The following is a 14038-nucleotide window of genomic DNA, read 5'->3' on the forward strand; positions in this document are numbered from 1 at the left end:
TTCAGGGAGAGACGGGGCATCCGCCTTTCGGCCCATAGGCGATGATCAGCCGATAAAGCTCGTCCTTGCCCGCAAAGCTGCGCGGCAGCATGACCTCCTGACGGATGACCAGGGCGGGATCATAGCCGTGCAGGGCGATGCGGCTCTCGATATATTTCAGTCCGGCCGCCTGCAGATCGGCGATGTCCGGATGGGTGCGCGACGAGGCAAAGGTCAGTTCGATACGCTCGACCTCCGGGTCGACCCTATTGAGCAGGGGCATCAAGAGTGGATCATAAGGTTTTGATTTATAATCTATCGTTCGGATATCGAGCGTGATTTGTCCGCAGGCGGCCTGTGCCGTGCCGGTGTGGAGCACCGTGAACAGGATCGCCACCCCTATCCTTGGGGCCATATGACCAAAACGCATGAGGTTGTCCCCTGATTTTCGGAAAGACAACCGTAGAGCAAACCCGGCAAAAACAAATTCGCATTTCCGTGAACGGAAAGCTGTAGACGTTTATCGCCACCTTATTATTTGCGAATAATTCTCATTGACATGACCCGAGCCGTATGGTCTATAGGGATCACTGTATCCCTTTCGCCTTAGAGATTGTTTGGGAAATCAGCGGTTGAGCATCGGCCAGGGATTTTTGCTGATCCGCAAGGCGGAAACGCAGCCGTGATGTGAACATCATGGCAAGTTTCCAACACAGCGGGCAGCAATAAAGACCGGACGAGGCGACCCGAAGATTTTCCAAACAGTCTCTTAACCCCTTAAGGCGATCTACCAAGCCGGCAAGAGCTGCGGAATGCCTCCCTCCCCTTGTCCGCTTACCCTGAGTGGCCTCGTGCCTCTCTTGATTCCTCGGTGCACTTGAAAGGCCTGCTTCCCTCGTGGAGCAGGCCTTCTTTTTTGTTTATCCCCATTCCCAAAACCTGCGCGCATCATAGGCGCATGTCACAGATCGACCGCACGAAAGAACAGTTCACCCCCGAAGAACGGCGGGCGCGGTTGCGCGCCTTCGCCGACCGGATGCTGGCCTGTGCGGAAAAGCTGCCCGATCCGGAAACCCTGCCGCAGATCGAACGCGCGGTGCGCATCGGCGGTAGTATCGAACGGTTATATGCCCGTGTTGATGCGTCCGAAGCCGCGGCGGCCAAGGCGAAGCTTGAGGTTTATCGGCACACCGAGGCCCTTAAAAGCGCCGAGGCCGAGATCGTGCGTCAGGTCGAACACACCGCGCTTTGCCAGCGCCGCGAAAGAATGCGCGACGATGAGATGCTGCGCACCGAGCCGAAACTGGCGCGCAAGCTAATCGAACAGCGCACCGGGCGTCCGCTGGAAGATTATCTGGCGCAGAGGCAGGCTGAGGTGGAAGTTTTGACTACCGAAGACAGCCCATGATCTTTTCCCCTCTCCTTCAAGGGAGAGGGAGACGAAGTTAGGCCACCGCCTCGACTTCGTGCAATCTCACCGCTTCGCCTTTTAGTCGTGCGACGAAATCGTTGCGCCACCATACCACATCGCGCGCCTTGACGTCCTCAAGCAGGTCCGCGTGACGCTGACGGCGCTCTTTCAAAGGCATATGCACGGCTTCGGAAATCGCTTCGGCCATGGCCTGACGGTCGAACGGATTGACGATCAGGGCTGCCGTCATCTGCGCCGCCGCCCCCGCAAATTCCGACAGGATCAAGACGCCCGGATCGCGCTCGTCCTGAGCCGCGACGAACTCCTTTGCCACAAGGTTCATCCCGTCGCGCAACGGCGTCACCAGCCCCACCTGTGAGGCGCGGTAGATCCCGGCCAGTTCGTCGCGGCGATAGGCGCGGTTGACGTAACGCACCGGCACCCAGTCGATGGTGGCGTGTTCGCCGTTGATGCGCCCCGACAGGCTGTCCAGCCGCGCGCGGAGGTCCTGATAGGTGCCGACCTCTTCGCGCGTCGCGGTGGCGATCTGCATCAGGAAGACCTCGCCCTCCATGCGCGGGTGATTGTTGAGGAACTGCTCGTAAGCGAGGAAACGCTCCTCAAGCCCCTTGGAATAGTCAAGCCGGTCGACGCCGGTGATCATCTTGCGGCCCGCCTGCGAATTGCGCATCAGATTGTAATAGGCCAGCGCCTTGTCGGAATTGGCGGCGGTGATGAAGTCTTCGGAATCGATGCCGATCGGGAAGGCCGCCGCCTGCACCACCTTGCCGAACGCCTTCAACTGACCGTCGGGCAGCAATTCGCCGTCGGCGCAGTTCAGCACATATTCCTGAAACGCCCCCAGACTGTCTTCGGTCTGGAACCCAATCAGGTCGTAGTCGAACAGGGTTTCGACCAACTCCTTGTGCTTGGGCAGGGTCTGAAACACCCGCATGGCCGGCCACGGAATATGCAGAAAGAAGCCGATGCGGTTCTTCACCTCGTGTTCGCGCAGCTTTTGCGCCAGCGGCAGCAGGTGGTAGTCCTGCACCCAGATCAGGTCGTCTTTCTCGATCAGCGGGAACAGGGTGTCGGCAAAGCGCTGATTGACGCGTAGATAGCCCTCGTCATAGGTCCGCTCGAAGGCCACAAGGTCGGTGCGGTAGTGGAACAGCGGCCACAGCGTGCGGTTGGCGTAGCCATTGTAATATTCCTGCACGTCCTGCTGCTCCAGATCGGTCAGGGCGACGGTCACGCCACCGATCTTCTGGATCGACAGATGCCCGGTGAAGGTATCGGTGATTTGCCCGGACCAGCCGAACCAGATGCCGTTTTCTTCGCGCAGCGCCGCGGACAGCGCCATGGCCAGCCCGCCTTGCGTACCGACGGCGGTGTCGGCGGGGGGATTGACGCGGTTGGAAACTACGATCAGTCGACTCATGCTTTATTCCTCAGTATGCTTTACAAAACAGGTGATTATCGCCAATTTCTAACGAATATCGCGCCAAGGACGACTAAGCAGCCCGGCGCAGTTGATGATCCCCACCAGCGAATAGGTCTGCGGGAAATTGCCCCACAGGGTGCCGTCCTCATAGGACGTGTCTTCCGACAGCAGACCCGACGGTGTGCGCCGCGCCAGCATCTGCCCGAACAGGTCGCGCGCCTCGTCGGTACGACCGGCGTAATGCAGGGCTTCGATCAGCCAGAAGGTACAGAAATTGAACGCGGTTTCCGGCTCGCCGAAATCGTCGGGCACAGCGTAGCGCAGCATGTGCTCGCCGCGACGCAAACCCGACTCCACGGCCTTCAGCGTAGCCAGATGGCGCGGATCGTCCGGCGTGATGAAACGCAGGTCGATCATCTGCAGCAGGCTGGCGTCCAGTTGCGTATGGTCGAAACAGGCGCTGAAAGAGGTATCTTCGGCGCATTCGGCGCGCGTTTCGATGGCCGTGCGGATCACCTGCGCCCGCTCTTTCCATACGGCGGCGCGCTGCGTCAGGCCCAGTGCCACGGCGGCGTTTTCCAGCCGGTCGCACGCCGCCCAGCACATCAGGGCGCTATAGGTATGGATGTTCGATAGCGTCCGGTATTCCCATAGCCCCGCATCGGGCTTGTCATAGACTTCGAAGGCGCGCTCGCCCATGGCCTCCAGCGCCGTGAAGTCTTCGATGGTGCCGGGACGCAGCAGGCGCTGGTCGAAAAAGGCGTGGACCGAGGACAGGACGATCTGACCATAGACGTCGTGCTGGTGCTGGATATAGGCGAGGTTGCCGACGCGCACCGGCCCCATGCCGCGATAGCCGGGCAGGTCTTCGGCCACCGTCTCTGTCAGGTCTGGCCCGAAGCCGATGCCATAGACGGGCTGGATCGGCCCCTCGCCGGCCTGATCGACGATGTTCCGCAAATATTTCAGATAGTTTTCGAGGATATCGACAGCGCCGAGACGCGTCAGGGCCTGCACCACATAATAGGCGTCCCTGATCCAGCAATAGCGGTAATCCCAGTTGCGGCCCGAATCCGGCGCTTCGGGGATCGAGGTCGTCATGGCCGCGACAATGGCGCCGGTTTCCTCATAGACGCACAGCTTGAGCGCGATGGCCGCGCGGATCGTCGCCTCCTGCCATTCCAGCGGTAGCGACAGGGTGCGCACCCAACGCTTCCAGTAGGCGTCGGTCTTTTCCTGCATGTCGCGCACGCCCTGAAGCAGGCCGGTCGAGAAGGACTCGTCGGGCCCGAGGAAGAAGGCAAAGCTCTCCTCCAGACGGAAGGTGCGCTCGTTGATCAGGTGCGACACCGGACAGTTGGTCGTCAGGCGCAGATCGGTGTCGGTCCCCAGATAGCGAATGTGGTTCGACCCGAAGGAATGCGGCGCGCGCACCTTGCCGTAGTCGCGCATGGGCCGCAGGCGGACGCGGATGCGCGGCGCGCCTGACAAGGGCCGGATCACCCGGCACCACGCGACGGGGCGGTATTGCCGCTCGTGCGCCATAAAGCGCGGGCAGAAGTCGGTGATCTCCAGCGACGCCCCGTGCCGGTCGGTCAGGACCGTGCGCAGGACGGCGCTATTGCGTTCATAGGCCTGTTCGCTTGTGGCGAAATCGATCAGGTCGATGGCCCACAGGCCCTGGGCGTCGTCGCTGTCCGCCGCCACGCCGCTGAGCAGGTTGCTGAACATCGGGTCGCCGTCGTAACGCGGGACGCAGGCCCAGACCCAGTTTGCGCGCGCGTCTATCAGTGCTGAGACCGTGCCATTGCCAATCAAAGCCAGATTGAGGTCGTGCGACGCCGGACGCGACTGGGGCTTGACCTCGGTCGCCGCGTCGATATGCAGGGATTGCGACTGATCAGGCATGATGGGCTACCCCGTCTTCGAGCCAGTCGAGCACCGCCGCCACGTTCGGCAAATTATAGCGCGCCAGGGTTTCACGCTCCGGACCGACAAGGACGCCGAAGCCCCCCAGTTCCACCGCGGCCCTGAAAGCGTGCTCATCCGTCAGGTCATCGCCGACAAAGACCGGCATCCGGCCCTCGAACGGCACCTCGTTCATGAAGGCCCTGAGTGCGTCACCCTTGTCCGGTCCCGGCGCGCGCAGTTCGGCCACGCGATCGCCCCGTTGCAGCGACAGGGGCGAATTCTGCGCGATATTCTGGGTGATGGTGAGGACCATATCCTCGGCCTCGGGGTTGAGGCGATAATGGACACCTACCGACTTGCCCTTGGCTTCGATCAGGACGCCGCGCTTTTGTTCGGCCAAAGCATTGAGCACCAGAATCGCCTGATCGAGCGCCTGACGCACCTCGTCGGTAATCAGGTAATCGCGGCGCTCGCCTTCGGTATCGCGACGCTCCAGCCCGTGCACACCGGCCACCGCACGGACGGCGTTGTCGAGGATATAGTCGACTTCGGGGATGGTGCGACCGCTGAGGATGGCCAGTCGTCCGTCCACTGCGCGCGCCACCCGGCGCAGCAGCGTGTTGCGGCGCACATCGGGTCCGACGTCTTCGGGACGGGGTCGAATCTGGGCCAGGGTGCCGTCGACATCGAGGAAAAGCGACACGCGGTCCGGCAGGAGTCGGTGCGGGTGGGTCATGATCTTAGCCAGTCTTTACAGGTTAGCAGGGCAGCCGAAGGGACAATCAACCCCATATCCGACAAGGCAAGGTCGGACATTCAGCTCGCTTCACTTGGCCCGAAGCGGCGTAAGGAAGCCATTATAAACCCTCCCCTGTTCCGGAGAGCCTTGCTAAACCTAGCCTGTATGATGATCACACAGGGTCAAAAGCCTGTGACGGCCGCGTTACCGCAGCGCACAACGGGATTGCCATCGTTTTCATGCGCGTCACCTGTTTATTGCCCCTTGATTTTCACAAACCGATCAGGCCATATCGGCGCCAATTGTAGGACAATATAAAGGGAGCGACTACGATGAAATTCACGCCTTTTAAGGCTCTGGCCATAGGCGCGCTGATGACGGCCACCGCCCTGAGCGCCTCAGCCCAAACGAAAATCGATGCGACGCTGAAAGCCGATCAGCCAGGTGCTGAGATCTCGCGCTATATCTACGGGCAGTTTTCCGAACATCTCGGCGCGGGCGTCTATGAAGGCGTGTGGGTCGGTAAGGACTCGCCTATCCCCAATACGCGCGGTATCCGCAACGACGTCGTCGGTGCACTCAAGGCCATCAAAGTGCCGGTCATCCGCTGGCCCGGCGGCTGTTTCGCCGACGAATATCACTGGCGCGACGGTATCGGTGATCCGGCCAAACGCCCGTCGCGCAAGAACAACTGGTGGGGCGGTACGCCCGAATCGAACCAGTTCGGCACGCATGAATTCTTCGATTTCGTCGAACAGGTCGGCACCGACGCCTATCTGTCGGTCAATGTCGGCTCTTCGAACCCGACCGAAATGCGCGAATGGATCGAATATCTGACCTCGCCCGGCGACGATACGCTGGCTCAGGAGCGCCGTGCCAATGGCCGCAAGGACCCGTTCAAGGTGCCCTTCATCGGCATCGGCAACGAATCGTGGGGCTGCGGCGGCAATATGACGCCGGAATATTACGCCAACGAACTGCGCCGCTTCGAAGCCTTCTACCATAAGGGCAAGGACAATTCCGGCGCCCGCGTGGCGTCCGGCGCCAACGCCTTCGACACCAACTGGACCGACGTGGTCATGAAGAATGCCGTCCGCAATATGGACGCCATTTCGCTGCACTACTACACCCTGCCGACCGCCAACTGGTCGAAGAAGGGCCCGGCGCTGAACTTCGACGAAGCGCAGTGGAACTCGACCTTCTATCAGACCTACCGCATGGACGACCTGCTGCAAAAGCACATCGCCGTCATGGACAAGCACGACCCGAAAAAGCGCGTCGGCCTCTATGTCGACGAATGGGGCACCTGGTACGACGTCGAGGCCGGCACCAATCCGGGCCACCTCTATCAGCAGAACACCCTGCGCGACGGTATCGTCGCCGCGGTCAATTTCAACATCTTCCACCACTATACCGACCGCGTGAAGATGACCAATATCGCGCAGACGGTGAACGTCCTTCAGGCCATGATCCTGACCGACAAGGAAAAGATGGCCCTGACGCCGACCTATTACGCCTTCAAGATGTACGTGCCGTTCCAGGATTCGACCGCCATCCCGCTCGACGTGACGGCCCCGACCCTGATCGGCGGCAAGGATAAGGACGGCAAGGACCAGACCTTCCCGGCGTTCAACGTCTCGGCGGCCAAGGCGAAGGACGGCAAGATCTATATCGGCATCGCCAATATGAACGCCAAGGAAGGCTATGTCCTGAACATCAATCTCGGCACGCTGAAAGCGAAATCGGTATCGGGCGACGTCCTGACCGCCGACAAACTCGATGCCCATAACGTGCCGGGTCAAAAGGAAGTCATCACCCCGGTCGCCTTCAAGGGCGGCAAGATCAAGGGCAGCGTGCTTGAACTGACCATCCCGGCCAAGTCGGTCGTCGTGGTGAAGCTCGACTAAATACGATCAAATTCAGTGATTGAGCGGCTCCCGACACCGTCGGGAGCCGTTTTTGTTTTCGGCCTTGTCAATTTCCATGAAAGGTAATAACTACCATATATAAATCATATAAATGAAACGGGGAGGTCGTCATGACTGATTTCACGCTCAATCGCCGCCACCTGATGATCAGCGCTACGGCGGTCGGTGCGCTGGCTTTGGTCAGTCAGGTTATGGCCCAGACCCCGCCGCCCTCGCCCTTACGCCTGTGGTACGATCGTCCGGCGGACGAGTGGGTGAAGGCCCTGCCGGTCGGCAACGGGCGTCTGGGCGGCATGGTTTTCGGCGGCGTCGCGGTCGAGCGCGTGCAGATCAACGAGGACACCTTCTACGCCGGATCGCCCTATAATCCGACCAATCCCAAATCGCGCGAAGGCCTGCCGCAGGTCCAGAAACTGGTCTTCGAAGGTAAATATGCCGAGGCCGAAAAGCTGGCCAACCAGACCCTGATCAGCCAGCCCATCAAGCAGATGGCCTATCAGCCCGTCGGCGACCTGATCATGCTGTTCCCCGGTCTCGACAACACCTCAAAATACGAGCGCAGCCTCGACCTGAGCGAAGGCGTGGTCGCGACCGAGTTCAATGCCGGATCGACGCGCCACCGCCGCGAGGTCTTCGTCTCCGCCACCGATCAGGTGATGGTCGTGCGGCTCTCCGGCGATAAGGGCAAGCCCGTCACGGTCGACCTCAGCCTGTCGACACCACAGAACGCCGACATCGAGACCGTCGACGGCGACACCATTGTCACCAAGGGGATTAGCCCGACGCAGCAGGGCATTGAGGGCAAGCTGCCGTTCGAGTTACGCGCCAAGGTCATCGCGCCAACCGGCACCCTCATCTCGCGCGAAGGTGGGGTCTATGTCACGGGTGCCGAAGATGTTGTCATCCTGATTTCGGCCGCCACCGGCTACGTTAAATACAACGACATCTCCGGCGACCCCACCGCGCGCAATGCCGAAGTGATCACCAAGGCCGCCGCCAAAGGCTACACCGCGCTCCGGGCCGGACACGCCGCCGACTATAAGTGCCTGTTCGGGCGTGTGGCGATCGATCTGGGGACCGGCGATAATGCCACCCTGCCGACCGATCAGCGCATCGCGAAATTCAACGAGGGCAAGGATCCCGGTCTGGCGGCGCTCTATGTGCAATATGGACGCTATCTGCTGATGTCGTCGTCGCGCGGGTCGCGACAGCCGGCCAATCTGCAAGGCATCTGGAACGACAAGCTTAGACCGTCGTGGGAGTCCAAGTGGACGCTCAACATCAATGCCGAGATGAACTACTGGCCCGCCGAGGTCTGTAATCTGCACGAGACGATGGAACCGCTGCTCTGCCTCGTCGAAGACCTCAGCGAGACCGGCGCGAAACTGGCGAAGGACATGTACGGCGCACCGGGCTGGGTGGCGTTCAATAACACCGATGTCTGGCGCGTGGCGACGCCGCCGGACGGCGCGGTGTGGGCGCTGTGGCCGATGGGCGGCGCGTGGCTGCTGCAAAACCTGTGGGAGCCGTGGCTCTATAACGGCGACGTGGCGTGGCTGAAACGGCTTTATCCCCTGATGAAGGGCGCGTCGGAATTCTATCTGGCGACTCTGCTGAAAGACCCGAACACGGGCTATATGGTCACCAACCCGTCCAATTCGCCGGAAAACAAACACCCCTTCGGCTCCTCGGTCTGTGCCGGACCGGCGATGGACAATCAGTTGCTGCGCGATCTGTTCGCCCACACCGCCGAAGCGGCTAAGATACTGAAAACCGACGCGGCGTTTGCGAAATCGTGTCTGGCCATGCGCGCCAAGCTGCCGCCGGAAAAGATCGGCAAGGCCGGGCAGCTTCAGGAATGGCAGGGCGACTGGGACATGGAGGCCCCGGAAATCCATCACCGCCATGTGTCGCACCTCTATGCGCTGCACCCGTCGGATCAGATTACCGTCGAGGACACGCCGGACCTGGCCCGGGCGGCGCGGAAATCGTTGGAGATTCGTGGCGACGACGCGACCGGCTGGGGTATCGGCTGGCGCATCAATCTGTGGGCGCGGCTGAAGGACGGCAACCATGCCTTTGACGTGATTAAACTTTTGCTACATCCACGCCGCTCCTACCCCAACCTGTTCGACGCCCACCCGCCGTTCCAGATCGACGGTAATTTCGGTGGCGCGGCGGGGATCGCCGAGATGCTCCTGCAAACCCATCGCGGGCGGATTGAACTTTTGCCCGCCCTGCCCTCGGTCTGGCCGCAGGGATCGTTCAGCGGCCTCAAGGCGCGTGGCGGATTCGAGGTGGCATTGGACTGGCACGACGGTCAGGTGACGCGGGCCGTCGTTAGCTCCACACGCGGCGGCAAGACCCGTGTCGTGTGGGGCAAGTCCGCGCTCGACCTGACATTGAGGGCCGGTGAAACCGTCACGCTCACGGGACAGGCCGGTAAGCTGATCAGGACCTGAACCGCTGATCGTAGGTCCATTTACGCAGCTTGGTGACCCTGATGCGCTTGATGTCGGGGTGCAGCGGATTGATCAGGACGTTGTACTCTTCGGGGACGATGACCGACGGCACTTTGAGCAGGAGCGACGCGGCGCTTTTAAGCCAGGCATCGCCCTGATCGAGGCTGACGCGGCCCGCTGGCACCGCGTCCCAGCCGACATGGCGTTCCGCGTCGAAGGTTCTGGCTGCCGCCCACACCTCGTCCGGCACGTCGAGGCGAACCAGATAGCGGTTGAACGGCAAGCCCGTGGCGTTCAAATGGACATAGGTTTCGAGACAGGCCAGAGCGATGGTTTCCGACGCATAGACGACGCCCAGACCCTTGCGGTTCCAGCGGCCGCCGGTGGCCTTGGCCCCGGCACCTGAGCGGTCGTCGGCGGTATAGTCCGGCGTATCGGTGGCAATGCGCCACACATGTTTCGTCACGCGTAGGCGCCGCTTTGCGATTGCGCCAACAGGCTGGAGATCAGGCGTTGCCCTTCTAGCGTGTCGAGATAGTCTGCCGGACGTTCACCGCCCAGTGCGGGTAAAGGCTGATCGAGCCAGTGGGCCAGCCACTTGGCGGCGTCGAAGCCATCAGCAATGCCCGATTGTTCGACCATGACCTGCACCTGACCGATCAGGTTCGAGACACCGAGCACGCGTTCCGAATCCTCGCTCGACAGGCCCTCAGACCGCTTGGCCTTGCGGTTGACCGTCGCCATGGACATGCCCAGCGAGTGCAGCAGCTTTTCCTGCGGCATGTCCATCAGGCGCGCCATATCCTTGACTTCGGAGGCAGGCACGCCGTCGCGCACCAGCCGCACACGCTGTAAGGGGCTGGCGCGGTAAAGGTCGCTGAAATCGAGGGTGCCGTCGGCCATGTCATCGCTCCCCATGCCTTCGCTTGATTGAGCGATGACAATAACTCAATTGAGCGATACCTGCAAGATCAGACGCTTTCCGGTACCGGCGTAGCATCCTTCGGTGTTCTATCCTTACGATTGAACAGCTTCTGCACCAGCACGAAGAACAGCGGGATATAGAAGATGGCCAGCAGGGTCGCCGACAAAACGCCGCCGATCAGGCCGGTGCCGATGGCGTGCTGTGCGCCGGACCCGGCCCCGGTCGCCAGAGCCAGCGGCAGAACGCCGAAGGTGAAGGCGAAGGACGTCATCAGGATCGGGCGCAGACGGATGCGCGAGGCCTCAAGCGTGGCGTCGATCAGGCTCTTGCCTTGTTCCTGCAGCGTGCGGGCATATTCGACGATCAGGATGGCGTTCTTGCACGACAGGCCGATGGTGGTCAGAAGCCCGACCTGGAAGAAGATATCGTTGTCGAGCCCGCGCAGCCACGTCGCCAGAAGCGCCCCCAACACCGCCAGAGGCAGGACCAGAATGACTGAGAACGGAATCGTCCAGCTCTCATAAAGCGCCGCCAGCAACAGGAAGACGACCAGCACCGACAGGGCATAGAGCGCCGGGGCCTGAGCGCCGGATTCGCGTTCCTGAAGCGACAGGCCGGTCCATTCGATCGCCGTGCCCTGCGGCAGGCCCTCGGCCAGCTCCTCGATGGCCTCCATGGCGTGACCGGATGACACACCTTCGGCGGGCGCGCCCTGTACACCGGTCGACGGCGAGCCGTTATAGCGTTCCAGCGACGGTGCGCCGGACTGCCAGCGCGTCGAGCCGAAGGCCGCGAACGGCACCATCTGGCTGTCCTTGTTGCGCACATACCAACGGTTCAGATCTTCGGGGCGCATACGGTAGGGGATATCGGCCTGCACATAGACGCGCTTGACGCGGCCGCGGTCGATGAAGTCGTTGACGTAGGAACCACCCCACGCCGCCGACAGCATGGCATTGATGTCGCTGACGCTGACGCCCATCGCCCCGGCGGCGGTCTTATTGATATCGATCTTGAGCTGCGGCGTAATGTCCTGACCACCCGAGCGAACGGAGCCCAGACGCGGATCGTCACCGGCGCGGCGGATGAGGTCGTTACGCGCGGCCAGCAGAGCCTGAGCCCCGACGCCGCCGACGTCTTTGATGACGAAGGAGAAGCCTGAGGCATCGCCGAGCGAGCGCACGACCGGCGGCTGGACCGGGATGATGCGCGCGCCACGGTATTCGGACTTGGCGAATTCCTTGCGAGCGCGCTCGATGACCGCTGGGACGCGCAGGTCCGAGGTCTTGCGCTCCTCGAACGGCTTCATGCGAATATTGACCTGCCCCTGGTTCTGCCCGTTGGTACCGGAGCGGGCGAAAACGTAACGCGCGGTCGGGTCCTTGGCCAGATAGGCCTCGACCTTCTTGACCATTTCGTTGGTGACATTGCCCGTCGTGCCGACCGGCAGCTGAATCTGGGTCTGCATGAAGCCCTGATCCTCGTCCGGCAGGAACGAGGTCGGCAGGACGTGGAACATCATGGCGCAGGCGACGATCACCGCGCCATAGACGGCCAGATAGCGTATAGGTTTGGCCACGATACCACCGATGGTGCGCATATAGCCGTGGCTGGCCTTATCGAACCAGCGATTGAACCAGCCGAAAAAGCCTTTCTTTTCCGCGTGATGGTCGCGGTCGACCGGCTTGAGCAAGGTGGCGCACAGCGGCGGCGTCAGGATCAGCGCTACGATGACCGACAGGCCCATGGCCGACACGATGGTGATCGAGAACTGACGATAGATAATGCCCTGCGTCCCGCCGAAAAAGGCCATCGGCACGAACATCGCCGCCAGCACCAAACCGATACCGATCAGGGCGCCGGTGATTTCGTCCATCGATTTGCGCGTGGCGTCCTTGGGGCTCAGCCCCTCTTCGTGCATGACGCGCTCGACGTTTTCCACCACCACGATGGCGTCGTCGACCAGCAGACCGATGGCCAGCACCAGCCCGAACATGGTCAGGAGGTTGATCGAGAACCCGGCGGCGGCCAGAATCCCCAGCGTCCCCAGCAGCACGACCGGCACCGCAATGGTCGGGATAAGCGTCGCGCGCCAGTTTTGCAGGAACAGGTACATGACCACGAAGACGAGGACGATGGCTTCGATCAGGGTCTTCACGACCTCATGGATCGACAGCTTGATGAAATCGGTCGAGTCGTTCGGGATGGCGTATTCGATATTCTTGGGGAAGTTCTTCGACAGGGTCTCCATCTCGGCCTTGACCAGATCGGCGGTCTTCAGCGCATTGGCACCGGTGGCCAGATTGATGACGATGCCGATCGCGGGCTTGCCGTTGATGCGGCTAAGCTGATCGTAGCTTTGTTGCCCCAGTTCGACGCGGGCCACATCGCGCAGATAGACCGTCGCACCGGAGGTCTCGCTCTTGACGATGATATTGGCGAATTCCGCGACCGTGGTCAGGCGCGACTGCGAGGTGATGGTGGCGTTGAGCGCGATGTCCTGACTGATCGGCTGGGCGGCCAGTTGCCCCGCGGAGACCTGCGCGTTCTGGGCGCGGATCGCTGTCACGATATCGGCGGGCGTCAGGTTATAGCCCACCAGCTTGTCCGGATTGAGCCAGATGCGCATGGCGTAGCCCGAGCCGAAGACATTAGTTTCGCCCACCCCGTCGACGCGGGCCAGCGTGTCCTGAATATTGGTCACCAGATAGTCGCCAAGGTCGGCATTGGTCAGCGAACCGTCCGTCGAAAAGAGCGAAAAGACCAGAAGCTGGTTATTGGACGCCTTATTGACGCGAACGCCCTGCGTTTGCACGTCCTGCGGCAGGCGGTTGATGACCGACTGCACCTGATTCTGGACCTGAACCTGCGCGGTGTCGATGTCGGTGCCCGCCTCGAAGACGAGGGTGACGTTGGCCGAGCCGTTGTCCGAGGACGTCGCCGACATGTATTTCAGCCGGTCGAGGCCGGTCATGCCCTGCTCGATGATCTGGGTCACGGAGTCCTCGACGGTCTTGGCCGAAGCCCCCGGATAAGAGGCGTTGACGCGCACCTGCGGCAGGGCGATGTCGGGGTATTGTTCTACAGGCAGGGTGCGTATCGACAAAAGGCCGGCCAGCATGATGACGATGGCCACGACCCAGGCAAAGATGGGACGGTCGATGAAGAAACGCGAAAGCATGGCTGTCCTTTATTCCGGTCCCTCAAACCTGCGGGAAGGTTTCGGCATGAGGTTCTTT

Annotated in this window: 10 protein-coding genes; 3 read left to right on the top strand and 7 right to left on the bottom strand. The window is 61.5% G+C overall.

Annotation, left to right across the window (positions count from 1 at the left end):
* Position 1 precedes the first annotated feature (1 nt).
* Complete coding sequence (locus tag PQU92_RS16280; RefSeq protein ID WP_272749315.1) at positions 2-409, bottom strand: hypothetical protein; 408 nt, start codon at positions 407-409, stop codon at positions 2-4.
* A gap of 528 nt (positions 410-937) precedes the next feature.
* Between PQU92_RS16280 and PQU92_RS16285 the strand changes: the two genes are divergently transcribed.
* Positions 938-1387: a hypothetical protein gene (locus tag PQU92_RS16285; protein WP_272749316.1), complete on the top strand. Its 450-nt coding sequence runs from the start codon at positions 938-940 to the stop codon at positions 1385-1387.
* A gap of 37 nt (positions 1388-1424) precedes the next feature.
* On the opposite strand, the gene otsA is transcribed toward PQU92_RS16285, so the two are convergent.
* Genes otsA through otsB form a run of 3 tightly spaced genes read right to left on the bottom strand, consistent with a single transcriptional unit; the run spans position 1425 to position 5481 of the window.
* Positions 1425-2831: an alpha,alpha-trehalose-phosphate synthase (UDP-forming) gene (gene otsA, locus PQU92_RS16290; protein WP_272749317.1), complete on the bottom strand. Its 1407-nt coding sequence runs from the start codon at positions 2829-2831 to the stop codon at positions 1425-1427.
* A gap of 48 nt (positions 2832-2879) precedes the next feature.
* Positions 2880-4742 (bottom strand): glycoside hydrolase family 15 protein, encoded by a 1863-nt coding sequence (locus tag PQU92_RS16295; RefSeq protein ID WP_272749318.1) that lies wholly within the window; start codon positions 4740-4742, stop codon positions 2880-2882.
* Positions 4735-5481, bottom strand: coding sequence for a trehalose-phosphatase (gene otsB / locus PQU92_RS16300; protein ID WP_272749319.1), 747 nt, complete (start codon positions 5479-5481; stop codon positions 4735-4737). The genes PQU92_RS16295 and otsB overlap by 8 nt, the downstream gene beginning before the upstream one ends.
* A gap of 335 nt (positions 5482-5816) precedes the next feature.
* Between otsB and PQU92_RS16305 the strand changes: the two genes are divergently transcribed.
* Together PQU92_RS16305 and PQU92_RS16310 are read left to right on the top strand one after the other, a co-directional pair.
* Positions 5817-7391, top strand: a complete 1575-nt coding sequence (locus tag PQU92_RS16305; protein WP_438263833.1) for an alpha-N-arabinofuranosidase — start codon at positions 5817-5819, stop codon at positions 7389-7391.
* A 131-nt stretch (positions 7392-7522) separates the two neighbouring features.
* Positions 7523-9874, top strand: a complete 2352-nt coding sequence (locus tag PQU92_RS16310) for a glycoside hydrolase family 95 protein (protein ID WP_272749320.1) — start codon at positions 7523-7525, stop codon at positions 9872-9874.
* Here PQU92_RS16310 and PQU92_RS16315 read toward each other — a convergent pair.
* The 3 genes from PQU92_RS16315 to PQU92_RS16325 form a co-directional block, all read right to left on the bottom strand.
* Positions 9864-10340 carry an RES family NAD+ phosphorylase gene (locus tag PQU92_RS16315; protein ID WP_272749321.1) on the bottom strand — a complete coding sequence of 159 codons (477 nt, stop codon included), beginning with the start codon at positions 10338-10340 and terminating at the stop codon, positions 9864-9866. The two genes, PQU92_RS16310 and PQU92_RS16315, sit on opposite strands and share 11 nt — an antisense overlap.
* A complete protein-coding gene (locus PQU92_RS16320; protein ID WP_272749322.1) occupies positions 10337-10777 on the bottom strand; it encodes an Xre family toxin-antitoxin system antitoxin in 441 nt (146 codons plus the stop codon). The genes PQU92_RS16315 and PQU92_RS16320 overlap by 4 nt, the downstream gene beginning before the upstream one ends.
* A 68-nt stretch (positions 10778-10845) precedes the next feature.
* Positions 10846-13980, bottom strand: a complete 3135-nt coding sequence (locus PQU92_RS16325; RefSeq protein WP_272749323.1) for an efflux RND transporter permease subunit — start codon at positions 13978-13980, stop codon at positions 10846-10848.
* Positions 13981-14038 lie beyond the last annotated feature (58 nt).

This window comes from Asticcacaulis aquaticus (assembly GCF_028550415.1).
Classification (GTDB): Bacteria; Pseudomonadota; Alphaproteobacteria; order Caulobacterales; family Caulobacteraceae; genus Asticcacaulis; species Asticcacaulis aquaticus.